General features: G+C 62.5%; 20 protein-coding genes. 5 read left to right on the forward strand and 15 right to left on the reverse strand.

Translation table 11 applies throughout. The annotated features are described in order from the left end of the window. Positions 1-41: 41 nt before the first annotated feature. The 10 genes from JFN91_RS20535 to JFN91_RS20580 form a co-directional block, all read right to left on the reverse strand. Complete coding sequence (locus tag JFN91_RS20535; protein ID WP_199391016.1) at positions 42-689, reverse strand: hypothetical protein; 648 nt, start codon at positions 687-689, stop codon at positions 42-44. Beyond that, positions 677-1,114, reverse strand: coding sequence for a cytochrome C (locus tag JFN91_RS20540; protein WP_199391017.1), 438 nt, complete (start codon positions 1,112-1,114; stop codon positions 677-679). Before JFN91_RS20540 ends, JFN91_RS20535 begins: the two co-directional genes overlap by 13 nt. Continuing rightward, on the reverse strand, positions 1,104-2,438 hold the full coding sequence (locus JFN91_RS20545) for a hypothetical protein (protein ID WP_199391018.1): 1,335 nt from the start codon (positions 2,436-2,438) through the stop codon (positions 1,104-1,106). Before JFN91_RS20545 ends, JFN91_RS20540 begins: the two co-directional genes overlap by 11 nt. A 569-nt stretch (positions 2,439-3,007) precedes the next feature. Next, positions 3,008-3,631: a hypothetical protein gene (locus JFN91_RS20550; protein ID WP_199391019.1), complete on the reverse strand. Its 624-nt coding sequence runs from the start codon at positions 3,629-3,631 to the stop codon at positions 3,008-3,010. Between the two features lie 117 nt (positions 3,632-3,748). Continuing rightward, on the reverse strand, positions 3,749-6,802 hold the full coding sequence (locus tag JFN91_RS20555) for an OmcA/MtrC family decaheme c-type cytochrome (RefSeq protein ID WP_199391020.1): 3,054 nt from the start codon (positions 6,800-6,802) through the stop codon (positions 3,749-3,751). A 96-nt stretch (positions 6,803-6,898) separates the two neighbouring features. Then, positions 6,899-8,395: a fibronectin type III domain-containing protein gene (locus tag JFN91_RS20560; RefSeq protein ID WP_199391021.1), complete on the reverse strand. Its 1,497-nt coding sequence runs from the start codon at positions 8,393-8,395 to the stop codon at positions 6,899-6,901. A gap of 50 nt (positions 8,396-8,445) precedes the next feature. Then, complete coding sequence (locus tag JFN91_RS20565; protein ID WP_199391022.1) at positions 8,446-9,093, reverse strand: hypothetical protein; 648 nt, start codon at positions 9,091-9,093, stop codon at positions 8,446-8,448. Further along, a complete protein-coding gene (locus tag JFN91_RS20570) occupies positions 9,081-9,518 on the reverse strand; it encodes a cytochrome C (RefSeq protein WP_183349636.1) in 438 nt (145 codons plus the stop codon). Before JFN91_RS20570 ends, JFN91_RS20565 begins: the two co-directional genes overlap by 13 nt. Beyond that, positions 9,508-10,842, reverse strand: a complete 1,335-nt coding sequence (locus JFN91_RS20575) for a hypothetical protein (RefSeq protein ID WP_199391023.1) — start codon at positions 10,840-10,842, stop codon at positions 9,508-9,510. The genes JFN91_RS20570 and JFN91_RS20575 overlap by 11 nt, the downstream gene beginning before the upstream one ends. Positions 10,843-11,657: 815 nt before the next feature. Further along, positions 11,658-12,833, reverse strand: a complete 1,176-nt coding sequence (locus tag JFN91_RS20580; RefSeq protein WP_199391024.1) for an MFS transporter — start codon at positions 12,831-12,833, stop codon at positions 11,658-11,660. A 158-nt stretch (positions 12,834-12,991) separates the two neighbouring features. Here JFN91_RS20580 and proC point away from each other — a divergent pair, with 158 nt between their 5' ends. The 3 genes from proC to JFN91_RS20595 are packed head-to-tail and all read left to right on the forward strand — an operon-like array spanning position 12,992 to position 14,573. Further along, a complete protein-coding gene (proC, locus tag JFN91_RS20585) occupies positions 12,992-13,795 on the forward strand; it encodes a pyrroline-5-carboxylate reductase (protein WP_199391025.1) in 804 nt (267 codons plus the stop codon). Further along, positions 13,792-14,067 (forward strand): acylphosphatase, encoded by a 276-nt coding sequence (locus JFN91_RS20590; RefSeq protein ID WP_199391026.1) that lies wholly within the window; start codon positions 13,792-13,794, stop codon positions 14,065-14,067. Before proC ends, JFN91_RS20590 begins: the two co-directional genes overlap by 4 nt. 2 nt (positions 14,068-14,069) lie before the next feature. Beyond that, positions 14,070-14,573 (forward strand): thioredoxin fold domain-containing protein, encoded by a 504-nt coding sequence (locus tag JFN91_RS20595; protein WP_199391027.1) that lies wholly within the window; start codon positions 14,070-14,072, stop codon positions 14,571-14,573. A gap of 152 nt (positions 14,574-14,725) precedes the next feature. On the opposite strand, the gene JFN91_RS20600 is transcribed toward JFN91_RS20595, so the two are convergent. Next, positions 14,726-16,054 (reverse strand): radical SAM protein, encoded by a 1,329-nt coding sequence (locus tag JFN91_RS20600; RefSeq protein ID WP_199391028.1) that lies wholly within the window; start codon positions 16,052-16,054, stop codon positions 14,726-14,728. A 355-nt stretch (positions 16,055-16,409) separates the two neighbouring features. Here JFN91_RS20600 and JFN91_RS20605 point away from each other — a divergent pair, with 355 nt between their 5' ends. After that, entirely contained in the window at positions 16,410-18,086 is a 1,677-nt protein-coding gene (locus JFN91_RS20605) for a B12-binding domain-containing radical SAM protein (RefSeq protein ID WP_199391029.1), read from the forward strand. Positions 18,087-18,211: 125 nt separating this feature from the next. Then, a complete protein-coding gene (locus tag JFN91_RS20610; protein ID WP_199391030.1) occupies positions 18,212-18,454 on the forward strand; it encodes a hypothetical protein in 243 nt (80 codons plus the stop codon). Between the two features lie 5 nt (positions 18,455-18,459). Here JFN91_RS20610 and JFN91_RS20615 read toward each other — a convergent pair whose 3' ends face one another. From JFN91_RS20615 to JFN91_RS20630, 4 genes are all read right to left on the reverse strand, one after another. Beyond that, the gene (locus JFN91_RS20615; RefSeq protein ID WP_199391031.1) at positions 18,460-19,911 is read right to left on the reverse strand and encodes an aminoacyl-histidine dipeptidase; all 1,452 of its coding nucleotides are present in this window, start codon (positions 19,909-19,911) and stop codon (positions 18,460-18,462) included. A 55-nt stretch (positions 19,912-19,966) separates the two neighbouring features. After that, positions 19,967-20,773 carry a M48 family metallopeptidase gene (locus JFN91_RS20620; protein WP_199391032.1) on the reverse strand — a complete coding sequence of 269 codons (807 nt, stop codon included), beginning with the start codon at positions 20,771-20,773 and terminating at the stop codon, positions 19,967-19,969. 41 nt (positions 20,774-20,814) lie between these two features. Further along, positions 20,815-22,464, reverse strand: coding sequence for a DUF3943 domain-containing protein (locus JFN91_RS20625; protein WP_199391033.1), 1,650 nt, complete (start codon positions 22,462-22,464; stop codon positions 20,815-20,817). Between the two features lie 360 nt (positions 22,465-22,824). Continuing rightward, the gene (locus JFN91_RS20630) at positions 22,825-24,516 is read right to left on the reverse strand and encodes a methyl-accepting chemotaxis protein (protein ID WP_199391034.1); all 1,692 of its coding nucleotides are present in this window, start codon (positions 24,514-24,516) and stop codon (positions 22,825-22,827) included. Positions 24,517-24,684 lie beyond the last annotated feature (168 nt).

Below are 24,684 nucleotides of genomic sequence, written 5' to 3' on the forward strand. Positions count from 1 at the left end.
TCTCCTTCTACTAGAGTCAGGAAAATGATCGCGCTTTCTCGCTAGTTCTCCGCCGGGAGCGGGTTGCCTGATCCGTGGCAGCCGAACTGGATGCAGGACGGGCCGCTGGCGAACGCGCCCGCCAGGGTCGTACCGTGACAGACCGCGTTGCGGCAGGTAGTGAAGCTTATCCTCGGCGCGGTCTCGAAGTAGTTGACGTGTCCCGCGATGTTGGCCGCGGTGGTGGCCCCTACCTTGCCCCACTGGTGGATCTGCGGGGCCTGCGCCGTGCCCGCCATGTGGCAGTTGGTGCAGGCCGGGCCCGAGTCGGTCACGCCGGTGAGCGCGGTGCCGTGGCACAGGGCGGTGGCGCAGGTGGCGGTGCCGTTGGTCCCCACGTAGCCGCCGTGCAGCGCGTAGGCGAGTCCCCCCCACAGTACCGGGTGCACCGAGGTGGCGCCGCCGATGTGACAGGTGAGACAGGAGACCTTGGCGATGCCGCCGGTCAGGTCCTGACCGTGGCACTCGGCGCAGCCGTTCACGTCCTCCTCGGCGGCCGTGCTGTGGCCGGCCGGCAGCCAGTTGGCCGGGTGCTTGCCCGCGGCGGGGTCGAAAGAGGCCTGCGGGTTCGCGTCCCCGCACCCCGACAGGGCCAGCGCCAGCACGCCAAGAACCGCAAAAGACAGAACTTTGGTCGTTATTTGTGGCATGTCAGGCACCTCTCGTTGTTGGTACGCCCGTGGCACTTGGCGCACGACGCGGGATTGATCTTGCCGTCGATCCTGTGCTGGCTCAGGTAATCGCCCCGGTGCGGCAGGGTACGCTCCACCTGCTGGGTGTATTTGACGCTGGGCTTGAGCTCCTCCTTGTGCGCATGGCAGTCGGAGCAGAAGGATTCGGCATGGCAGGAAGCGCAGGCCATCCTGGCGTTGCTGGCGAAGATGCTGTGCTTTTTGAAGAAGTCGACAGCCTGGTGGTTCATGGCCGCATAGGCGTCGGTGTGGCACTCGTTACAGTTGGGCGTGCCGGTCACCGCCTCCGGGTGGATCCGCGCGCCGCTTTTGGTGTTGGCGCAAGCAACAAGAAGAAGCGCCATGAGCGGCACCATCAGCAGAATCAGTAATTTACTTTTCACTCTTGCCCCCCTTTTCGCCGCCCTTCACATCGAACACGTAGGCGACCTTCACGAGCGCTCTCCATTCCCTGTTGAAGTCCGGGCTCTGGGAATACTCGATTTCCCCGCCGACGTTGAGCTTCTCGGTGAACTCGTAGCCGGCGATGCCGGTGAGCGCGTAGCTGCTCTTCACGCCGTCAATGGGTCGATCGAAGATGACGTTGTAGAAATCGACGCCGAACTCGGTGTGCCCCGTCTTCTTCAGGGCGTAGAGCCGGTAATCGTAGTAGCGGGTGCGGTCGCTGGAGCCGTCCATCCGGTGCCCGGAGGCCCCAAGCGACAGCGCGTCAGCCGTGGTGTAGGCCACCTTCCCCCCGACGTAGTCAGCGGAGCCCAGGATCTCGTAGCCGTAGTTCTTGTACTCGGCCGCCACGGTCAGGTTCTTCACCGGGGTCCAGGCCGCGCTGACACCGGCCGCGGTGACCTTTTCCCTGGGGTCGAGCAGGCCGCCGTTGTTGGAAAGGGCGAAGGCGGTGGTGGTCACGTTGTAGAAGTAGTCCTGGTAGTTGATCCTGGAGAAGTCGGCGCTGACGGTCAAGGCGTCGATCGGGGCGACGGAGAGGGTGTAGGCGTGCTCCATCCAGCCGTCGGTGATCGAGTTGTAGGAGGAGCGGCCGGTCAGGTCGACCTGCTTCACCGGGTGCACCCAGACGTCGAGACCTTCTTCCTCGCGGTCGCGCGCGTTGTCGCTCTCGTTTCTGAGGGCGCTCACGCCGACCGAGTACAGCCCCGGCTTGCCCTGTGCCACGCGCCCGCCGTAGATGAAGTCGCCCCCCTTGTAGTTGGGGGTGGTCACCACCGGCGAACCGGCGAAGGCCGCAGCCGTGATGCCGGCGGCGAAGTCGCTGCGGGCGTAGAGGCCGTCGACCCGGTCGGCGACAACACCCTCGGTGATGAACTGGCGCCCGGCGTTGAGCACCAGGTTGTTCTTCGCGCCCTGGTAGCTGAGATACCCGTACTGGATGTCGCCGTCGGTGTGGTGATCGGTGGACTTGTCGACCAGGTCGAGCCGCCCCCAGACGCCCATGTGGAGCGAGGTGGCGCTGCCGTCCTTCTCCGCCGCGGTGACCGAGAAACGCAGGTACTCGTACAGCGGGTAGAGGTCGTCCTTGTTGATGGTGCGGGTCATGCGCAGGTAGGTGTTGGAGCTGCCGGTGATGGTGTAATCCGCAGCCATGACCGACTGGGCCAGCATCACAGTGGACGCGGCCGCCAGCACCACCGATGCAACCCTCAGGAGACTGCTTTGTTCGCGTCCTGATCTTTTCTCTTGGTGGCTTGTCAAGACATCCCCTCCTTTTCCGTAGTGTGGACCGTATTCTGAAAATCCGCTGCTGCATTGAGAGCAAGCCACGGCGTGGCTATGCGCGCAAAAAGCCGCGCCGGCTTCACCTAACAAGTTAATTAGCAAACACTACTTATTCTAACGGGAACAACCGGAAATACTCAGGGACGTGCTGGCACACCAATCAAAGCAATCTGTTAAATAAACCTAATTCAATATGGATGCGCTCCGATGTGCTCGACTATTAGGACTATTGCTAAACGTACAACAGTTTTTTTGTAGTGCAAGCTGCAAAAAAGTTTTTTATTCCTGACACTGCCAAACAAGAACATTTAACTACTCTCATGCGATTCGCGAACTCGAAACATTACCTACAACTAATTTACACTGATACAATTCGCTGTATCCTCTGTGACTGTCGCACCCTTTCCTGAGTCAAAGCCGCTCTGGTCTTGGCTGTATTCCACTTCTATCCGGCCGGAGTCACCCTTCCGGAGACAAAAAAAGCCCCGATGCAATCGGGGCTTTTTCGCCTTTTGGGCTGTCCTTTACCGGAGCGGACGGAAGGGTCAAAAGTAGGAAACGACTTCGAAATCCTTGGTGGCCATCTTCTCGAAATCCGTGCCGGCAAAGGCAAACTCGTGAACATCCCCGGCCTCAACCGGGTGGTCGAACTGCTGCAGGGGGAGCTTCAGCTCCTTGACCGTCTTCCCGGTCTTGTCCTGCACGGCGTCAGTCTTGCTGCTGTAGGTAACCGAAACGGTGTGGACGAGGTGCGACGCCGGGGTCCCGGCCGGTGCGCTCTGCGTGATCTTGATCGTTGCCGTCGGCGCGAGGATCTTGCGCAGCTTCGCCGCATAGAAGTCCACGTCGCCGGAGATCTTCAACACGCGCTCGCAGTCGAGTCGCTGGGCGTCGGTCATCTTGTTCTGCTTGATATGGATCAGCTTGTCGCGGCTCGCGGTCACCTGAGCCGGGGTGAGGTTGGCGGCCTGGTACATCTTGGTCTTGTCGCCCGCCTGCAGTGCGGTGAGGAAAGAGGTGGCGCGCACCTGTGCGGCGGCCACGTCCTTTGGCGCCGTCGTTTGTTCCGCCTGCACCTTCCCGGCCGGCTGGTCGGCGGGTTTGCCGTTACATGCCGCGACTGCCGCCGCGACGACAACAACGATTATCAGCCTGACTGCGTTTCTCATAGCGTCTCCTTGAATGAAATAGCCCGGGGGTGTCGCCACCCCCGGGTTATCAGTTGCAGGTCTTGCCCCGCGCCCCATCGGGGGGAAGGAGACCTTCCCCCGTCGGGAGTCATCGGGTTACCACCAGCGGTGTACGGCCTTGATGGTCGGGACCGTGGTGTTCAGGGTGTTCTGAGCCGTGCCGTGGCAAACCAGGCAGGTCTCTGTTTTAAGGAGCGCGGTGCTGCGCGCCTCGTAGATGGAGCCGCCGTTTGCCACCATGTGCGCCGCGGCCTGTGCCGTGTCGTGGCAGGAGTAGCAGGCCGCGGAGATCGGCGAGATGATCAGGGTGGTGCCAACCGCGTCGGTCGGGGTACCGGTGCCACCGGCGAAGCTGAAGCCTGCGCCCAGCGCCTGCCCCTTCAGAGAAGGAACATTGAGCTGCGGTGCGTAGTAGGTGCCCGGAACGGTCTCGCTGCCGGTCACGATGGTCGGTACGGTAGCCGGCACGTTGCCGGTTGCCACAGTGGTCGGCAGCAGGTTCGGCACTACCGCAGAGGTGGTGCTGAAGTCATACGTACCTGCGACGTGGCACTGCTCGCAATCCCTCAGGTAGCCCGGGTAGCTGATCTCCCAGTACTTGTCGCCTGCGGAGACTTCCCAGGAGTACTTGTTGGTGCGTTTTGCGCCGGCATGGATGGCGTGGATTGCGTCCTTCGCGTTGACGCCCCAGCCGGAATTGACCTTGTTGACGTTGTGGCAGAAGGAGCAGGTCGGTGCGTCGTTTCTCTGGCCGGCGTGGAAGGTCGGTGCGATGCCGAGGGCCACGTGGCAGGCGTTGCACTTCGCGTTGCTGACGATGGTGCGGCGTGCGGTGTAGCCAGTAGCGACTTTCCAGACGTTCGGCGTGACCACGATGAGGCCGCCCTGGTTGTTGGTGCCGTTGTAAGCCCACTTGGTCTTGAGCGCGGCCGGAACGGTCAGGCTGCTCAGGTCCGTCTGGGTCAGCGGGGTGGTGGCGGAGCCGTAGGTGTAGCCGATGCCGCCGGTCAGCATGGTGGCGCCGTCAGGAACGATGACGTTCTTGATGGTCAGGGTGTAGTAGCCGTCGGTGCCGATGGCGGACAGGGTGGCAGTGGTGCCCGGGGTGGTGCCGTTCCAGACGTTCTTGATGTACGCGCTCGCAGCGGCGTTGTAGTCAGCCGGAGCGGTGATGTTGTCCTGCGTTACGCCGAAGGCGAAGTAGGCGCTCGGAGAACCGGTGTAGCCGGTCATGAGTTCGGTCACGACGCCGGCCTGGTAGGTGTTGAAGACGACCGGAACGCCGTCCTTCTTGAAGCGGAAGACGATAACCGGGTTCTTGTTGCCGTCACGGGACACGCTCTTCACGTCCCAGGTGATGACCGGTGCGCCCGGAACTGCCACGCCTGCTGCCGGCAGGTAGCCCGCGTAGGTGTGGGTGTTGGAGCCGCCGAACTCGGGAGCGGCCGGATCCGGATCCTGGACCGGCAGGTGTGCCACGGAAACTTCGACGTCGGCGATGCCGCCGGTGTGGCAGGCAGCGCAGGAGGTGTCGGTTGGCTGGCCGCCTTTGTGGGTGGCGAAGTCGGTGGCGCTGTGGCAGGAACCGCAGGCCTTCCTGGTCGGCTTGGTCTTCCAGTTGTTGCCGTCGACACCTTTGTGGCACATAGCGCAGTTGCGGATGTCCTGCGGATAGGTGACTTCTGCGGTGGAAACGCCGAGGATGGTCTCAGCCGGGGCAAGCTCCTCGCCCATGTGGATCTTGTGGATGAAGGAGGTGAAGTCGCCGTTGGTGGTCTGGTCGGTGCCGATGATGTTCTGCGGGGTGTGGCACATGACGCAGAGCTTGGTGTCCGGACGGGAAGCGAAGTGGCCGCCGGAGAAGCCGAGCTTGTCGTGGCACTGGTTGCAGGCGTCTGCGGTGACGATGTCGCGTGCGAAGGCCTGCGCGCCGTTGTTGGTCAGCATGGCGCCGGTGGCCGGGGTGAAGTCGTAGATGAGGTTCGCTACGCCGCGGACGGCGAAGTTGGCGGTGACTGCGTTGGTCTGCGGGTTGATCGGGCCGGCATACGCGCCCGGGGTCTTGCCGACCACGCCCGGAACGGCGACGGAGCGGACCGAGATGCCGATGCGGTGCACCAGGGTGCCATCGTAGGGTACGGAGGAAACGTTTTTCACGTTGGAGCCGAAGATGGCGGTGTAGGAACCGTCGCCATGATCGATGACGGTGTAGCCCTGGACGTTGACCGCGCCGGTGGTGGAGTTGAAGGTGGTCACCGGGTCGGAGGACGGCCTCGGGTTGGTGCCGGTCAGGATGTAGTTGAGCCAGTAGGAGTTGCTCCCGGCGGTCTCGGGCTTCAGCTGGGCCACGTGGAGCCCGAAGGTCCTGAGGCCTGCGATGCCTTTGCCGGTCGCCTTGTTGACGACCTGGAAGTTGACGATCGGGTTGTTACCCGGGATGTAGGCGCTGATGATGCGGCCGTCCAACTGGGTGTTGTTCAGGTCGTCATAGGTCAGGGTGGAAGCGGCGCGTGCCGGGAGGAGGTCGCCGTTGGACAGGGTGCCGGAGAGCGCGAGGCCGCTGGTCGAGTAGGCGAGGATCTGCCCGCCGGAGTTGACCACCGCCTGGGCACAGTCGGTGTAGGTCTTGGTGGCGGAAGCCAGGGTCTGGTTGGCGTCGCCCAGAAGACCGGTCAGCCCCATCAGGGCGGATACGGCCCTGGTGATGTCGGTGGACTGCTGGCTGATCTGGATGTTGATCGGGTTGGAGCCGGTGATCACGCCGGCGGCAGGCGGGCTGCTCAGGTCGACCGGCACCAGCGAGCGGAAGGTACCCTGGGCCACGACGGCCTTGAACACCAGCACGGTCTTGGTTGCCGGCAGGGTGAAGGTGAGGTTGCTGAAGCTGCCGTCGCTGCCGATGACGGCGGTGCCGAGCTGGGCCCCGTCCTGCGCGTTGTAGACGAAGACGTTGTTGGTGGCACCGGCCGAGGTCGATGACAGGAACGCGGTCTTGGCGACGGCCTTGGCGACGTCGACTTTACCGCCGACGGTCACTTCGGTGCCCTTGCTGGTGATCTTGGTGCTGGATCCCCCACCGCTGCAGCCTGCGAGAGGCAACAGCACGCATACTACGAGTGCTACGAGGTACCTTAGGTTTCTGCCAATCATAGTTTCCTCCTGTTTGTAGTGTCCTGCTCCAATGGTGCATTCTCTTCTGCTGACGATTTCAGAATTACCCCCTTGTGGTCGGATCTTATTCATTGCCTACGGGCTCACCTGTCCGCCAACGGTGACGCCGAGCGATGCCTGGTTCGGAGTCACGGCGAGGGCAGCACTGGCAGCGGAGCGGTTGCCTGCGGCGTCGTAGGCCTTCACCGTGTAGGAGTAGGTGGTGGCCGAGGCGACCGAGGCGTCGACGAAGCTGCGCGTGCCGGTGCTGCCGATCTTCACGCCGTTTCTGAACACCTCGTACCCGGCGACCCCCACGTTGTCGGTGGCGGCGCTCCAGGAAAGGGTCACCGAACTGTTGGTCCCGGAGATGGCCGCGGTGACTGCACTCAAGTTCCCCGGAGCGGTGGGCGCCACCAGGTCCAGGTGCGAGGTAAGGTCGCCGGAGAGCTGCCCGCTCACGGTAACGCTGAGCGAGGCCTGGTTCGGTTTCACCGAGAGCGGCGCGCTGGCTACCGAGAAGTTGCCCGCCGCGTCGAAGGCGACCACCTTGTAGATGTAGGTGACGTTGGAGATCACCGATGCGTCGGTAAAGCCTGTGCTGGTGGTGGTGCCGACCTTGGCGCCGTCGCGGTACACGTCGTAGCCGGCCACGCCGGTGTTGTCGCTGGACGCCTGCCAGGCAAGCACCACGCTGCTGGTGCTCGAGTTCACCGCGTAGGTGGTGGCGGAAAGGGCGCCGGGGGCGCTCGGGGCGGTTACGTCGCTGAAGTCGGGCTCCGGCGGCGGTGCGGTCACCTGCTGGGTGATGTTGGCTACCGTGGCAGCGAGCGCGGGATCAGCCGCGACGACCTGGGTGGCCGCGGTGGTGAAGACGTCGACGAAGGTCTGGTACGCCGGCGCCGCGGGGTTCACGTCCGAGACCGCCTGGTTGATCACGGTCATGACCGCGGTGGTGTCGGTCACGGTGCCGCCGGCCTTGGAATCGACGACCATCTGGTCGATGACGGCCAAGGTGGCCTGGTAGGTCGCGCTGTCTGCCGGCGGCGCCAGGATGTCGGTCACGTTGAACAGGTCGCCGACCTGGGCGTTGGCCGCAACGACCGCGCCTTGCAGCACCTCCGGCGTGATGGTGCCCGGCTTTTGCTGCAGGATGAGCGGCAGCTTCTCGAAGGCGGCCTCGGTGAGCGGGGTGACCGCCACCGGGACGTCGGGGTTGAAGTTGTCCACAACCGCGCTGAACGAATCGGCCGCCGTGAAGGGAACCGGAGCGTTGCTGCTCTCGCTGAGGTAGGTGGCACCGGGCTGGCCGGTGACGGTGACCACGATGGGACCGGTGATGGAGGCCGGGATCTTGACCGTATAGTCCCCGGTAGTGCCGGTGGTGCCGGTGCCCAGCAGGGCGCCGCGGCTGCCGTTTAGTTGCAGCCGGTACACCGAGACCAGGGCGCCCGCGATGGGGCCCTTCATGGCGACGCCGGAGACGATCCTCGTGCCGCCGCCACCGCCACCGCCGCCGCAGCCGATCAGGATGAACGGCAGGCAGAGAAGCAGTAAAGCCGCTGCAATGTGTTTCTTCCAGGGGATGCACATGTCATGTTCTCCTTCTGCTTTGTCTGGGAAATGAACCCACATTGTTCTGGCTAGTTCTCCGCCGGGACGGGGTTGCCTGGGCCGTGGCAGCCGTTCTTGATACAGGACGGGCCGCTGGCGAACACGCCCGCCAGGGTGGCGCCATGGCAGACCGCATTGCGGCAGGTGGTGAAGCTTATGCTGGGAGCCGCCTGGAAATAAGCCTTGTGACCGGCGATGTCCTGGATGGTGGTGGCCCCTACCCCACCCCACTGGTGGATCTGCGGCGCCTGCGCCGTGCCCGCCATGTGACAGTTGGTGCAGGCCGGGCCGGAGTCTGCCACGCCGGCCAGGGCGGTGCCGTGGCAAAGGGCGGTGGCGCAGGTGGCGGTGCCGTTGTTCCCCACGTAGCCGGCATGGAGGGCATAGGCGAGTCCCCCCCACAGTACCGGGTGCGCCGAGGTGGCGCCGCCGATATGGCATGTGAGGCAGGAAACCTTGGCGATGCCGCCGTCGAGGGCGTCGCCGTGGCACTCGACGCAGCCGTTGATGTCCTCCTCGGCGGCGGCGCTGTGCCCGGCCGGCAGCCAGTTGGCCGGGTGCTTGCCGGCGGCAGGGTCGAAAGAGGCCTGCGGGTTCGCGTCCCCGCATCCCGACAGGGCCAGCGCCAGCGCACCAAGAACCGCAAAAGACAGAACTTTGGTCGTTATTTGTGGCATGTCAGGCACCTCTCGTTGTTGGTACGTCCGTGGCACTTGGCGCACGACGCCGGATTGATCTTGCCGTCGATCCGGTGCTGGCTCAGGTAGTCCCCGCGGTGCGGCAGGGTACGCTCCACCTGCTGGGTGTACTTCACGCTGGGTTTCAACTCCTCCTTGTGCGCGTGGCAGTCGGTGCAGAAGGATTCGGCATGGCAGGAAGCGCAGGCCCTTCTGGCGTTAGTGGCGAAGACGCTGTGCTTTTTGAAGAAGTCCACGGCCTGGTGGTTCATGGCCGCGTAGGCGTCGCTGTGGCACTCGGTACAGTTGGGTGTCCCGGTGACCGCCTCCGGGTGGATCAGCGCGCCGCTTTTGGTGTTGGCGCAGGCAACGAGAAGCAGCGCCATGAGCGGCGCCATCAGCAGCATCAGTAGTTTACTTTTCACTCTTGCCCCCCTTTTCCCCACCCTTCGTTTCGAACGCGTAGGCGACCTTCACCAGCGCCCGCCACTCCCGGTTGAAATCCGGGCTCTGGGAATACTCGATTTCCCCGCCGACGTTGAGCTTCTCGGTGAACTCGTAGCCGGCGATGCCGGTGAGCGCGTAGCTGCTCTTCACGCCGTCGATGGGGCGATCGAAGATGACGTTGTAGAAGTCGACGCCGAGCTCGGTGTGCCCCGTCTTCTTCAGGGCGTAGAGCCGGTAATCGTAGTAGCGGGTGCGGTCGGTGGAGCCGTCCATCCGGTGCCCGGAGGCCCCCAGCGACAGCGCGTCGGCCGTGGTGTAGGCCACCTTGCCCCCGACGTAGTCAGCGGAGCCCAGGATCTCGTAGCCGTAGTTCTTGTACTCGGCCGCCACGGTCAGGTTCTTCACCGGGGTCCAGGCCGCACTGACGCCGGCCGCGGTGACCTTTTCCCTGGGGTCGAGCAGTCCGCCGTTGCCGGCCAGGGCGAAGGCGTTGGTGGTCACGTTGTAGAAGTAATCCTGGTAGTTGATCCTGGAGAAGTCGGCGCTGACGGTCACGGCGTCGATCGGGGCCACGGAGAGGGTGTAGGCATGCTCCATCCAGCCGTCGGTGATCGAGTTGTAGGAGGAGCGGCCGGTCAGGTCGACCTGCTTCACCGGGTGAATCCAGAGGTCGAGGCCTTCTTCCTCGCGGTCACGCGCGTTGTCGCTCTCGTTTCTGAGGGCGCTCACGCCGACCGAGTAGAGCCCGGGTTTGCCCTGTGCCACGCGGGCGCCGTAGATGAAGTCGCCACCCTTGTAGTTGGGGGTCGTCACCACCGGAGAACCGGCGAAGGCCGCTGCCGTGATGCCGGCGGCGAAGTCGCTGCGGACGTAGAGCCCGTCCACCCGGTCGGCGGCAACCCCTTCGGTGATGAACTGACGTCCGGCGTTGATCACCAGGTTGTTCTTGGCGGCCTGGTAGCTCAGGTAGCCGTACTGGAGGTCCCCGTCGGTGTAGTGATCGGACGACTTGTCGACCAGATCGACCCGGCCCCAGGCGCCCAGGTGCAGCGAGGTGGCGCTGCCGTCCTTCTCCGCCGCGGTGACCGAGAAACGCAGGTACTCGTACAGCGGGTAAAGGTCTTCCTTGTTGATGGTGCGGGTCATGCGCAGGTAGGTATTGGAGCTGCCGGTGATGGTGTAGTCCGCAGCCATAACCGGCTGGGCCAGCATCACAGTGGACGCGGCCGCCAGCACCACCGATGCAACCCTCAGGAGACTGCTTTGTTCGCGTCCTGATCTTTTCTCTTGGTGGCTTGTCAAGACATCCCCTCCTTTTCCGTAGTGTGGAACGTGGTCTGAAAAATCCGCTGTTGCCTCGACGCTTCGCGACGATGCGCCTCGGCGCGCGACGCACGCGCGCCAACCGTCACGGCGTCTCGGCAACCGCTTCTCGAAGATAGAAACCTGGGGAAATACTCTTGGACGGCTGGCACACCTGCCATCACTCATTGCTAATAACCCAGTGAAAAATAAATGCTCGATGTGCTCGACTTTTTGAGGATGTACAAAAAGGCGGGCTTTGCTACGGGCTTTGCTATTTGTAAGAGATCGGACTTGTTGCTATCCATCTGTGACTGTTATCGTTCCTCGATCAGCGTCCCGGTTGTCATTTAGCTGTCACCTGCCCTTTCAAGGTGTTTTCGGTTCCGCTGGAATGGAACTTGTTGCGCTGGAACAGATCTTTATCGCATCACCACCGGTCAATCAGGTGCTGCCGCAGTTCGTACAGTCAACAAGGAACCATCTTCAGTAACCAACGCGGGTAAGTCTCTTTGCACGATCTTTACCAATCTCATAACAGTCTGAAGTACGGTAATTAATTACTCTGAGGCCCGCTCCAGCAAATACCATGAATCAAAATTTTGACACCAAAGAAACATAAGATTGACAAGAAGATTCTCGTTTCCACTTACAGAGCAGCCTAATCGGCATGGCTAAGAGAGACTTTAGGAGAAAAGTGCTATGGAGGTGAAATAAATCCCAAACGCAATGAGAGAGGCGGGAGGTGCAATGACAGAAGCCGTTAAGGTAGAGAGAGAAAACCTGCAGGAGGGAGTCGAGCTATGGCACCGGGATCAACGGACGTCCTGCGCTGCAGGCGGCGCCTGGACCGACAGCAGGAGCAGTACCGCGGCAACGGCAGCCAGCGCGGCTCCGAACAAAAACGGCGCCACGTCCCCTTCCAGCTGCCAGATGCCGCCGAAGAGGAGGCTGGCCGGCAGGGCACCCGCGCCGACGGCGAAATTGTACCAGCCAAAGGCGGCCCCGCGCTGCTCGGGTTGGGCCATGTCCACCAGGAAGGCCTTTTCGGCCCCCTCGGTGAGCCCGAAGAACAGGCCGTACACCGCGAAGAGGAACCATATCTGCCACTCGCTGCGGGCGACCCCGAAGCCGAGATAGGAAAGGGAGTAGACGCACCAGCCCGCCACGATTACCGAGCGCCGGCCGATGCGGTCGGAGAGCGCGCCAAACGGCATCGAGGAGAGCATTTTCACCAGGTGGAAGAAGGCCCACAAAAGCGGCAGCCGGTAGGAGGGCGTACCGACGGCACCGGCCTTGAGCAGCAGGAAGGCGTCCGAGGAGTTGCCCAGGGTGAACAGGAACAGGACCAGCAGGTATCGTCTCAGCCTCCCGGGAGGGAGCGCGGCAAGCCTGATCGCCGCCTTTGGCAACGGCGTGCGCTCCGTCTCGGTCACCTTCCACACGATCAGGAGCACGGCGATGAGCCCGGGAATCCCGGCCAGCCAGAACAACTGCCGCAGATCCTTGACCACGTAGGCGAGCAGGAAGGTGGCCAGCAGCGGTCCCGCCAATGCACCGGCATGGTCCATGGAGCGGTGAAAGCCGTAGGCCTTGCCGCGCAGCGACGGATCCACCGAGTCGGCGATGAGCGCGTCACGCGGCGAGGTGCGGATCCCCTTCCCCACCCGGTCGCCGGTGCGGATCAGCAGCACCGCCAGGGGCGACGTGGCGCTCCCTATCAGGGGACGCATCAGGGACGATATGGAGTATCCCGCAAGGACCAGGCGCTTTCTGCGGCGCACCCGGTCCGACACTATGCCGGAGAAGAGCTTCAACAGGGAGGCGGTTGATTCGGCGACGCCTTCAATGGCGCCCAGAAAGGCAGGACCTGCTCCGAGTAGCCCGGTGAGAAACAGTGGCAGCAGCGGATAGATCATCTCGCTGGAGACATCGGTAAAGAAGCTGACCAGCCCGAGTATGAAGACGTTGCCGGTTATGCCTTTGAACACGTCGCACCTCCGGCGTTCAGTCTATCCTAATAACAGGCGGGAACAACGGTGACCCGGCGCAGATTGTTAATAATTAAAACAAATCAATTCTATTGACATTTGGAGTCGGATTTATTACCTATCTTTGAACGCAATCCAAGGAAAAGGGGGGCAAGGACATGGACAGGAAAATAGGTTTCATCGGCGGCGGCAACATGGCGGAGGCGATCATCAAGGGGCTTCTGGCCGGGGGTGTGCCGGCTGCGGAACTTGCCGTGTCCGAGCCGTCCGAAGCGCGCCGTAACCTGCTCGCCGAACGCTACGGGGTGCACATCCTCAACGACAACGTGCAACTGTGCCGGATGAGCGATGCCATCGTCCTGGCGGTCAAACCCCAGGTCGCCGGGCAGGTGCTGGGTGCCTTGGGCGCCGGTCTCACCGACAAACTCTTCATCTCCATCATGGCCGGGGTGAAAAGCGCCGCCATCGAGGGGATGCTCGGCTCCGAGGCCCGCGTGGTCCGGGTCATGCCCAACACCCCCGCCCTGGTGCTCCAGGGGGCATCGGCCATCTCCCGCGGCTACAATGCCACCGAGGACGACCTGGTGCTGACCCGCAGGATCTTCGACCTGGTCGGCACCACCTGTGTCGTGGACGAGAAACTGCTCGATGCCGTCACCGGTGTCTCCGGCAGCGGCCCGGCCTACGTGCTCACCTTCATCGAGGCCTTGAGCGACGCCGGCGTCAAGCACGGGCTCACCCGCGACGTCGCCACCGCCCTGGCCGCCCAGACCGTCTACGGCACCGCCAAGCTGCTTATGGAGAGCCACGAGCATCCGGCGGCCCTGAAAAGCAACGTCGCCTCGCCGGGGGGGACCACCATCGCCGCCATGCACTCGCTGGACCGCGACGGCTTCCGCGCCGCCACCATCAACGCCGTCGACGTCTGCGTGGCCCGTTCCAAGGAACTGGGTGAGAAATGAAAATAAGGGCAAGCCTGATCGTACGCGGCAGGGTCCAGGGGGTGGCATTCCGTCACCACACCGCCCGCACCGCGCAGGAACTGGGCGTGACCGGCTGGGTCCGTAACCTCTCCGACGGCTCCGTTGAGGCCTGTTTCGAGGGGGAGGAAACGGACGTGCTTGCGATGGTGCAATGGTGCCGCAGGGGGCCGGAGTTGGCCCGGGTGGACGAACTGATGGAAAAGCTTTGCGAATACACCGGTGAGTTCACCGGCTTCCAGGTAAGGGGATAGTGATGCATAAAACAAGCGGTGGTTCATGGAAGCGCCTGGCCCTTTGGCTGGCGGCCCCCCTCCTTGTGCTCGTTCTCGCCACGCTGGTCTCCGCCAAGGAGCTGGACCTGACCAAGGCGGTCAAGGTCGGCAACGGCAGGATCATGGTGATAGAGTTCACCGATCCCGACTGTCCCTTCTGCCGCAAAGCCGAGGCCTACTTCCAGAAGCGCAGCGACGTCACCCGCTACATCTTCTTCATTCCGCTCAAGAGCCATCCCGCAGCCAAGGGGAAGGTGCAGTACATCCTCTCCGCCAAGGACAAGGAGAAGGCCTACCTGGAGCTGGCAACGGGGAGCCTGGAGAAATTCAAGCAATCGGAGATCACCCCCGAGGGGATCGCGCTGCAGAAGGAGCACGAACAGATCGCCAAGGAGCAGGGGCTTAACGCCACCCCCATCTTCATCATCTACGGCAGCGTCGTAAGAGGTTTCGACCTGAACAAACTGGTGCCGCTGCTGAAATAAAAACAGGGGCTAGGGACTGGGGACTAGGGGCGGGCAAACCCAATCGGTTGCCGCCCCGTCCGCTGTCCCAACAGCCCCTTTGCCTGATGCCTCACGGTTCTAGTCCCTAGTCCCTAGCCCCTAGTCCCTAGTCCCTAGCCCCTAGTCCCGCCTTAGCCTTTAATAGGCCACCCCTTCTCGAACCCGTCCGGAAAGAACCTCTCCTTGGTGCGGTTGAAGTAGCCGTACTGGATCTTCGGGAACGCCTTCTTCACCTCCTGCAACAGCTTGTACATGCCGATGCCGCGCTTTTGCACCCCCATCCTCTCGTTGTAGAAGGCGGGATCTATGGAGAGATTGCGCATCTGCAGCATGTCGACGCCGGTCTTTTCGATGAACTTCAACAGCGCCTCGACCTCGGACGGGCTGTCGGTCACCCCCGGCGAGACCAGGTAGTTGATCATGGTGAAAAGCCCCTTCTGCTTGGCAGCCTGGACCGATTCGACCACGTCGGCAAACCGGTATCCCTTGGGGCGGTAGTAGCTGTTGTAGAACCCTTCCTGCACCGAGTTCATGGAGAAGCGCATCGAGTCCATGCCGGCGTCGCACAGCATGCGTACCCGGTCCGGGATGGAACCGTTGGAGTTGAAGTTGACCGTGCCGCGCGAGCTCCCCGCCTTGAGCCTCCTGGTCGCCTCCGCGATGGTGTCCGCCTGCATGATCGGGTCCCCCTCGCATCCCTGCCCGTAGGAAACGATCGGCTCCGGCGCCTGCAGCAGGTGCGGCAGCATCAGCTCCACGATTTCCTCCGGCGTCGGCACGAACGGGATACGTTCATGGTTGGACGGGCAGCAGTCGGAAGGCTGCAGGCTGATGCACCCCAGGCAGCGCGAGTTGCAGACCGGCGAGGTCGGGATGGGGGCCTCCCACCTGCGGAAGAAGAGGTTCTTGGCGGCAAAGCAGTGGTAGTCGACGGCGCAGCGGGACAACTGCTCGATGAGCCGGTTCTTGGGGAACTGGGCCAGCATCTTGCGCACCAGCGGATCGAGCTTCCTGTCGTCGTAGTTCTTGGGGAGCCAGTTTTCGTTGTCGTCGACGCGGGTCGCGGCGACCACGAAGCACTCCCGCTCCTCGTCCCACCCCACCGCGGTGTAGGACCAAAGCGGCAGGTGCACCTTCTTCTTGCTGTAGTCGCAGGCAGGGAGCAGGGTACGCATGTATCCCGGCGCCATGAAGGCGGAAACCGCCTGGATCTTCATGCTGCGCCGCCCTTCCCTGACCTGGCTCAGGGTGACGAAGCTCCCCTGATCCTCGTCCCAGGCGATGGGGGGTGTGTCGGGTATGGTAAACAGGCGGCTGTCGTCCGGCAAAGGGATCAGCTCCACCGACTCCGGCAGCACCGCCTCGTCGGCGCTCATGCCTGCCATGGTGAGGTAGGGGTGGTCGTAGATGTTGCCCTGGCTGTCGGCGTAGAGCAGTTTCGGCAGTTTCTTTCTTTTCATGTTTATCCTTTGAAACCGTTGGCCACGGAGAAAATCTGAGAACATCGGAGAAAGCACACACCCCGAACATTCCGTATTCAAAAAGTCTTTGGTCCTAGCTTTTCCCCCTGCGTTCGCAGTTCTCAGACTTTCTCAGAAGTTCTCCGTGGCTAATGGTTTTGATTCCGTGTCTTTCTCAGAAATCCTCAGATTTTCTCCGTGGCCGATGGTTTTGGGTTTTGGCTCAGCAGCCGCTTACAGTAACAAAAAACGCTGGCGCGGGCAAGGGATGCCTCCCGTGCCGTTCCGGTGGCCAGGGCGCGCCTGCCACCATTTTTCTGGCAACCCCTCCGCTAATGGGCTACAATCCCCGCCCATGAAGATCCTGCTCACCACCCTGCACGCCAAGTACGTCCATGCCTCGCTGGCACTTCCCTACCTCGCCTCGGCCTGTGCCCCCCTGCCGGAGCTGGAATGCAACATCCTGGAGCTCACCATAAACGAACTCCCCGACCAGCTGCTGGCGAAGCTCTACGCTGAGCGGGCCGACGTGGTGATGTTCTCCTGCTACATCTGGAACACGGAACTGACGCTGAAGCTGGCGTCGGATCTGAAGCAGTTGTCCCCTGATACCTTCATCGTGCTGGGCGGCCCGGAGGTCTCCTTCGGCTCCTTCGACATGATGGTGCGTAACGGCGCCATCGACTGCATCGTGCGCGGCGAGGGGGAAGAGAGCTGCCGGGAACTGCTGGCCGCCTTGAGCCAGGGGCTTAGGCTGGAAGAAATAGCCGGCATCACCTGCCGCGAGGGCGAGGAGATCATCGCCAACCCTGAGCGCGGCGCGCTGGCGGACCTGGATACCATCCCCTCCCCCTTCGCCGCCGGACTGGTCGATCTCAAAAAGCCGCTGGTGTACTACGAGACCTCGCGCGGCTGTCCCTTCTCCTGTGCCTTCTGCATGTCCTCCATCGAGAGCGGCGTACGCTCCTTTTCCATGCAGCGGATCAAGGCGGACCTCCTGCTGCTCATGGAGGCAGGCGTGCAGACCGTGAAGCTCGCGGACCGCACCTTCAACTACGACGCCAAAAGGGCCAACGAGATCTGGCGCTTCATCCTCGAGCACAACCGGGGCAGCAAGTTTCATTTCGAGATAGCGGCGGAGCTTTTGACCGAGGAGAACCTGGCCCTGCTGGCGCAGGTGCCGGCGGGTGTGTTCCGCTTCGAGATAGGGGTTCAGTCCGGGGGAGAGGAGACGCTGGCCAAGGTGGAGCGCAAATCGAGCCTGGAGAAGCTCTACGCCAACGTGGCGCGGCTCAAATCGGCGACGGCGGTCACGGTGCACCTGGACCTGGTGGCGGGGCTCCCGGGTGAATCACTGCCGGGATTTCTGGCTTCGGTGCAGGGACTCTTCGCGCTCGACGCGGACCACATCCAGGTCGAACCGCTCAAGGTCCTCAAGGGGACGGCGATGCGGGGCATCGCCCGCAAGGAAGGGTACGCCTATGCGGAGGCCGCGCCCTACAAGATCCTGCGCACCCCGTGGCTCAGCTTTGAGGAGATCCGCCGCATCGAGGGGATCAGCCGCCTCCTCGACCTGGTGTACAACAGCGGCAGGTTCGCCACTACGCTGCAGGTGTTCGCCGCCGAGCGCCCCCTGTCGCAGTTCTTCGATGCTGCGGCGCAGTACTTCGACTCAGCCGGGCTCTTCGCCGGCAACCTCTCCCTCGCCTCCCTTTTCGACGCCCTCTGGCGTTTCGCCAGCGACGGCAGGGACGACCAAGCCGTGGAACGACTGCGCGATGCGCTCTGCTTCGACCTGTGCCTGACCGGCTACCCCAGCGGCAACCTGCCCGGCTTCTTTACCCGCGGGGCGGAACCGGCCGAACCGGCTCTCCCCCTGCGCCTGGAGTCCAAGCCCGGTGAGCGGGTCCGCTACTACCGCCGCACCTTCGCCAGGGACTACCGCTGCCCCCCCTGGCGTGAAGAGGCGACCACGGTCACCTTCGTCTACCGTTCCGCCCCCGGAGCCGGGCTCCAGGTGCAGGTCCTGTAGCCTCACTTACCCGCGCATAGCGCCTCCCACCATCCACGACGAAACATCCCCTTGCAGTCCCGGCACCGCAGGCGATACTTGACGCTTAGCTTTTTCTCATCGGAAAATGCCGCAGCGGAGAGACCATGGAATACTTCACGGTTTGCTGCCAGCGCAGGGGAAGCGTCTCGTTGGACGGGATCTACCAGGGGGAGAACAAGGACGGCGACACGCCCCGTGTGTTCCGGTGCTGTGCCGGGCTGCACGACATCTCCCTGCAGTGCCGCGTGGGCCAAACCTGCAAGGAGATGACGCAGCGGGTGACCATCTGCGGAACCAACGCCATCGTCCCCCTGGTGGTCCGTTTCTTCTGCGACCTGCAGGAGTAGCGGCTCTACTGTGCGCTTCTCAGGATCTCCAGCACGAACCTCCAGTACCTGGCCACGCTCTCGATGTAGACCCTTTCGTCGGGAGAGTGCACCTTCTCCATGTTGGGCCCGAAGGAGACCATGTCCATGCCGGGAATGCGCTCGCCGATGATGCCGCATTCAAGCCCCGCGTGAATCGCCTTCACCTCCGCATCCTTGCCGTGCAGATCCCGGTAGCACCTCTGGGCCAGCTTCAATAGCGGCGAGTCGACGTTGGGCTGCCATCCCGGGTATCCATCGCTCGTCTCGACCGCCGCACCACCCAGCGCCAGGATGCTCTGCACCGTCTCGACCACCTCGGTCAGGCGCGATGCGCTGGAACTGCGCTGGCTGGTGATCAGCACCAGCTCGTCATGCTCCGTGTTGATCACCGATACGTTGGTGGACGTCTCGACCAGTCCGGCAATCTCTGCGCTCATGCGCTGCACCCCGCTGGGGAGAGCAGCGATGGTGCTGAGCACCTGCCGCTGCAGGTGCTGATACAGTACCGTTGCCGGCGCTTGACACGGCTCCAGGACCAGTTGCACCCCGGGATCGACCGTCGGCAGCTCGGCCGCAAAGGTCGCGCCCAGTTCCGCCACCACCGTTTGCGCAATGGCCAGCTGCTCCGGCGCGATGCTGATCACCGCGCCGCATTCCCTGGGGATGGCGTTTCTCATGTTGCCGCCGTCGATGGCAGCCACTCGCGCCCCAAGATTGCCGAGCCGCATGAGCGCCCGATTCAGCAGCTTGATGGCATTGCCGAGCCCCTTGTCTATCTCCAGACCGGAGTGTCCCCCCTTGAGCCCCTTCACCGTGAGCCGCTGCGCAACCCAGCCGGCAGGCGCCGCTTCCCGCACGAGGCGCCACCTCCCCACGGTATCCTTGCCGCCGGCACAGCCGATGTAGAGGGCCCCTTCCTCCTCCGAGTCGAGATTCAAAAGCGACCGGCTCGACACCAGCGACGGGGAGAGGTTCTTGGCGCCCCGCAGCCCGGTCTCCTCCTCGACCGTGAACAGCAGTTCCAGCGGACCGTGCTCCACGCTGGAGTCCTCCATGATGGCCAGCGAGGTGGCCACGCCGATGCCGTTGTCGGCGCCGAGGGTGGTCCCGTTGGCGGTCAACACCTCCCCCTGGCGCACCAGCTCGATCGGGTCGTTGAGGAAGTCGTGTACCTTGTCCGCGTTCTTCTCGCAGACCATGTCCAGGTGGGACTGCAGGCAGATGCTCGCCACCCGCTCCTTGCCGGGCGTGGCGGGCAGCTTCACCACGATGTTGCCGCAGTCGTCCTTGGCCCGCTCCAGGCCCAGTTGCCCGGCACGCTCCATGATATACGCCCCGACGCGTTCCTCGTGCCCCGAGGGTCGGGGGATCGCCGAGATTGCGGCGAAGCAGTTCCAAAAAACCTGAGGCTCGAGTCCACGTATCGCGTCAGTCATGTCGGCTCCTCAACAAAAATCTGATTAGGCGGAATCTCCCGCAGGTGCCTCAGGGCTAGAGGTTCTTGACCTTGGCCTTCACCCGGGCGAACTCGGGCGTGGAGTCGGGGAGCCAGTTCTTCGCGGGCAGCGTGGAGATTTCCTGCTGGATGGCCTTGATCCTGTCCACCGTCTCCGGATGAGAGGAAAAGTACTTGGCGATGGTGCCCGGCTGCCGCTCCTCGGCAGCGTCGAGCTTCTTGAAGAAGCTCACCATCCCCTGCGGGTTGTATCCGGCCTTGTACATGGTCTCGATGCCCAGGTAATCGGCCTGGCTCTCCATATCGCGGCTGTAGTACATGCCGCCGGCCTTGCCGAAGAGGTCGGCCGCCATCTTGGAAAGCTCTCCCCCCTGCCCGCCGAGCAGCAGACTGGTGATCAGGCTGTAGCCGTACTGCTGGGTCATCTGCCGGGTGGAGTGCCGGGCCACCACGTGGTTCATCTCGTGCGCCATGACCGCCGCCAGTTCCGTCTCGCTGGCGGCCGCCTTGATCAGGCCCGTATTTACGTAGGTGTGCCCACCGGGAATGGCGAAGGCATTGACGCTGTCATCCTTCACCACCTGGAAGGTGAAGGGGAAGTCCTGCTTGCGCACGCCGGTCAGGAGCCTTCTCCCCACACCATCGATGTAGGCCTGCACTTCCGCGTCCCGCACCACCGGGTGCTGCTTCTCCACCTCGACCGCGAACTTGTCCCCCAGGTCCTTCTCCTCGGCAACGGAGACCAGGTTGAACCCGCCCACGGAGGACTTGTTGACGGCGCAGCCGCTGATGAGGGAAAGGGTGAGCAGAACCGGCAGGAAAAACCGCTTCAGGTATTTCACGAGGTGCACCTCCAAGAACAATTGATTGTATAAAAGTGGATTCAACGTTCGGCTGACTCGCGCCATTCAACGGCCCCGAAGGCCCGGTCGCTGACAAAGGTGTAGACGAGACTTATCGTTCCTTCGGCGCGATACTTGGTGGGAATATTAGCATAGTTCGTGTTCCGTATCGACTCGGAATATTGAATGCCAATGGCATGGCTGCCGTGGACTCTTACAGTCAATGCGCCGCGTCCTCTGAAGACGCTCTCCGATCCATCATGATCAGGACCTATACTGCTGACATAGTACCAGCGCCCGGTCAGATCCACCATGGCCCTCTCGCCAAAGAGAACGTTCATTGCCAACAGCACCTGCGGAGTCACCCCGTAGTGGTACCCCCGCTCCTCCACCACGTCGGATTCGAGGCCGGTGGCACCGAACCCTACCCCCCCGAGCAGGGAGCCCTGGGCTGCCACGCCGGGGCCGATCCAATACTGTCCCGTGGTTCCCAGGGAAAGGGCCGTGCTGGAAACCCTGAACAGGTAGGGTGAGATGTAGTCGTAGCTGCCATAGAGTCCCCAGATGCCGCGATAGTCCCGCCCCATCTCGTAGGTGGTCCCTTTGAGCAGCCCCCTGATGGTGAGGGTGTCCACCAGGTTGTGCTGCCTGGCCCTGGTGGAGATTTCAAAGTTGAAGTAGTCCAAGGGGCGTTTGTAGCCGTAGCCCGGCTTTCCCGGAAGACCGTAGGCCATGGAGAACTCGATGACGCCGATGCTCTCCTTGCTGGGCTCCTTGACCGGCGTGCTCAGGTTTTTCGAGTGGACGTCGAGGCTGAAACCGCCGCGGCACAGCCACAGCGTCGCCGGGCTGTGGTTCGGGAACACCGTGTCGAACCGCTTGCCGAACAGCAGGCGATTGACTGCGGTAGGCGGAGAAATCGCCGCTGCTGCCAGTCGGTGCCCTAAGGGAGGGTTGCTCCCCCCCTCTTCCAGGACCAGGTCAGCCATGCGGAACAGCGCCTCTCCCAGCAGGGCTCCCGCATTGCCTGTCGTGATGAGGTCGTTGGTCGAGGGACGGGAGTTCTCCCCCCCCATCTCCCACAGGAAGCTTCCGGCGTTGCTGTACGCCAGCGATTGCCAGAAGTTCAAACCCGCCGACCGGGCCAGGCCGTACATGGTCGCCCCCTCGTAGGGATGGCCGAACTGGTTCACCTTGAAGGTATCCTGGTCGAAGGTCCAGTCCTGGTGTGTCAACTGGTGCCAGAAGGTGGAAGGATTGGTTGCGTAAGTTCTCTTCCCTTCCTCGGTCTTTTTGTCGTGAAAATACACCCGGTCGAAGGCGTTGAGAAGGACGATGAAGGCGGGAATCTCCACTGCCGGAATCAGGTAGCTTTTACCTTCACCCGTTTCCCAGGAAAGGCTACGTTGCGGTGCGGCAGCCGTGTAAAGCAGGGGCACGGTGTCGGCCTGGGCGACATCATAGACGGTGCGGCTACGATGATTTTTCCAGCTGTAAAGCGAGGCCCGGTCCAGCGTGATCAGGCTTTTCAACTCTTCCAGGTCAGGCCCACTGGTCGCTGCGCTCGCACCGGCGCGTACCCCGGCATCGCTTTCAGTCACGGCAAAGAGCTGTACTGGCACTGCCATCACCGCAAAGACCACGAACACTGAGAGCAGCAGGGCAGGAACAGATGTCGGTAAGCTTCTCATACCGCCTCCCATGACTTCATGGCCAATGTGCCTGCCCCTGGTTGTCCGGGGCATGACCGGCAGTAGAGTATCCCCTCTCCCTCAGGGACAGGGCGGCCGGAGGCCGGGTGAGGGCGTCGGTAAAATTAACAGACTATAATCTATCCGCCCTCCTATCATTGTCAAGGTAGCGCGGCAGAAGGGACAGGCTCCTTCAGGTGCCTGTCCCTTTAGCGGAACGCTCCTTTCAGCCCAGCCAACCTCAGAGAGCACTAAGGGGACAGGAACCTGGCGGAGCCAGTCCCCTCCATCCCGCTTGCGCATAAAAAAAGCCCCATCCGGAGCAACCGGTGGGGCCTGGATTTGTAGCGGTGGGTGAGTCTACAGCTTGCGGAAGGACTCCATCTCCCTATGCACTGCGCCGATGAGTTCGTTGATGGTCTCGATCTCGCCCAGCATCTTCTTGGCCTCCTGGGCCGTCCCCTGGATCAGGCGATCAACCTCGGCCACGTCGTTGCGCAGCACGTCGCCGATGGCGATCTGCTCCATGCAGGTCTCCTTCAACGCCTTCACCTTGTCGTTGTCTTCCTGGACGCTTTGCATGTACAGGCGGTTACCCCGCACCTGCTCCTCGGTGGAGTTCGTAATCTTTACCGACAGGGCTCGCATGCGCTCCAGGCTGCGCACGATGAGTTGGGCACCGGTTTCCTCTTCCTGGATGGCCCGGCTGAACTGTTTGACACGGGTCAGGTTCTTTTCAGCTTCCTCGGTGATCAGTTTGCTGCCGGAGGCCTGCTCGTCAGTGGCGGCGGCAATCTGCTGCACCATGCGGGACGCCTCTGCGGCGCTCTCCTCTATCCGGTGCAACGCCTCGTCCGCCTTTTCGGACACCGTCACCCCTTCGGCAACCATGTCCTTGCCCAGCCGGGCAGCGGTCTCGGCAGCAGCCGTCTCCTTCTGGATGTTGGCGACCAGTTCCTCGATCTCTTCGGTGGACGCGGAAGTCCTCTTGGCGAGGGCGCGCACCTCTTCGGCAACCACCGCAAAGGCCTTGCCCCGCTCACCTGCCTGGGCGGCGATGATGGAGGCGTTGAGGGAAAGGAGGTTGGTCTGGGCGACGACCTCCTTGATGACCTCGAGAAATTCTCCGACACGCAGCGAATGCTGGGACAGGCGGTTGATGGCATCAACGGAGCGGTCGCTGTGCTCCTCTATCGCGGTCATTGCTGCTATGGTCGCCGCCATGGCCTCCATACCTTCCGCAGCCTCCACCCGGACCCGGTCCGAGCAGTCGGAGCTGCGCCGCGCATTGTCACGGATCTCGCCGATGGAGTTGCCGATGGTGAGAATGGAGTTGTAGGTTTGTTCGGTGGAGGTAGTCAGTGCCTCGATATTGGAAGCAGTCCCCTTGATGCTGACTGCCATTTCCTCGATGGAAGCAGAGGTCTCCATGACCGAGGCGGAATACTCCTGGATGCTGAGGGCGATGGCGTCGGTGGCGGCGCTCATTTCCGTGGAGATGGAGGCACGCTCGTCGGTGCGCACGGCGATGTCCTGGATCTCCTTCAGCAGGTCCCGGAAGAAGGCGTTCATGTCATCCACGGCCCCCATCGTTTCCTGCTCCCTGGCAGCCTGTTTTTCGTGATTGTGCACCGTCTTGGTGAAGTCGGCGGTGAGGCGGCTGTGCCGGTTGGAAATATCGGCGGCAAGCCTGGATACGTTTTCCACCATCGCCAAAACGCGGTGCATCAGGGCCTCGTTGCACTCCATCAGTTGCTGCAGTTCATCGCCTTTGCCTGACACAGACACGGTGGCAGTGTCACCCGTGATCCGCCCCAGGATCTTGAGCTGCTGTTCGACGTAAAGCCTGAGCGCCTCCTTGATGATTTGGTAGCAGAAGGTGCCGACAATAAATCCAGCCGCCAGGCAGCCGAGCACATAGAGGGGGGCAAACGCCTTGGCGCCGAAAAAAAGCCAGGAATAGAAGGGAAAGACAATCCCCATGAGCAGACCGAAGCAGACCATGAAGATATAGGTACTGCGCAGTGAAGAGAGGTATTTCTTGAAAAACATAGCCGCCCCAATCGCATTCAAATATGCCAATTAGTACATTGAAAAGGGCGTGGTGTCAATGCAATAGCACGCGAAAAAGCCCCGCCTGGTTATCAGACGGGGCTTTCTCTATTAAATTCCCTGCGGCGACCTACTCTCCCACATCGTTTCCAATGCAGTACCATCGGC

This window comes from Geomonas anaerohicana (assembly GCF_016458305.1).
Lineage (GTDB): Bacteria > Desulfobacterota > Desulfuromonadia > Geobacterales > Geobacteraceae > Geomonas > Geomonas anaerohicana.

What these genes read in the sequence shown, in the direction of transcription:
- JFN91_RS20535 (WP_199391016.1), bottom strand. Translation starts at nt 689, where the DNA reads ATGCCACAAATAACGACCAAAGTTCTGTCTTTTGCGGTTCTTGGCGTG.
- JFN91_RS20550 (WP_199391019.1), bottom strand. Translation starts at nt 3,631, where the DNA reads ATGAGAAACGCAGTCAGGCTGATAATCGTTGTTGTCGTCGCGGCGGCA.
- JFN91_RS20555 (WP_199391020.1), bottom strand. Translation starts at nt 6,802, where the DNA reads ATGATTGGCAGAAACCTAAGGTACCTCGTAGCACTCGTAGTATGCGTG.
- JFN91_RS20560 (WP_199391021.1), bottom strand. Translation starts at nt 8,395, where the DNA reads ATGTGCATCCCCTGGAAGAAACACATTGCAGCGGCTTTACTGCTTCTC.
- JFN91_RS20565 (WP_199391022.1), bottom strand. Translation starts at nt 9,093, where the DNA reads ATGCCACAAATAACGACCAAAGTTCTGTCTTTTGCGGTTCTTGGTGCG.
- proC (WP_199391025.1), top strand. Translation starts at nt 12,992, where the DNA reads ATGGACAGGAAAATAGGTTTCATCGGCGGCGGCAACATGGCGGAGGCG.
- JFN91_RS20590 (WP_199391026.1), top strand. Translation starts at nt 13,792, where the DNA reads ATGAAAATAAGGGCAAGCCTGATCGTACGCGGCAGGGTCCAGGGGGTG.
- JFN91_RS20595 (WP_199391027.1), top strand. Translation starts at nt 14,070, where the DNA reads ATGCATAAAACAAGCGGTGGTTCATGGAAGCGCCTGGCCCTTTGGCTG.
- JFN91_RS20600 (WP_199391028.1), bottom strand. Translation starts at nt 16,054, where the DNA reads ATGAAAAGAAAGAAACTGCCGAAACTGCTCTACGCCGACAGCCAGGGC.
- JFN91_RS20605 (WP_199391029.1), top strand. Translation starts at nt 16,410, where the DNA reads ATGAAGATCCTGCTCACCACCCTGCACGCCAAGTACGTCCATGCCTCG.
- JFN91_RS20610 (WP_199391030.1), top strand. Translation starts at nt 18,212, where the DNA reads ATGGAATACTTCACGGTTTGCTGCCAGCGCAGGGGAAGCGTCTCGTTG.
- JFN91_RS20615 (WP_199391031.1), bottom strand. Translation starts at nt 19,911, where the DNA reads ATGACTGACGCGATACGTGGACTCGAGCCTCAGGTTTTTTGGAACTGC.
- JFN91_RS20625 (WP_199391033.1), bottom strand. Translation starts at nt 22,464, where the DNA reads ATGAGAAGCTTACCGACATCTGTTCCTGCCCTGCTGCTCTCAGTGTTC.
- JFN91_RS20630 (WP_199391034.1), bottom strand. Translation starts at nt 24,516, where the DNA reads ATGTTTTTCAAGAAATACCTCTCTTCACTGCGCAGTACCTATATCTTC.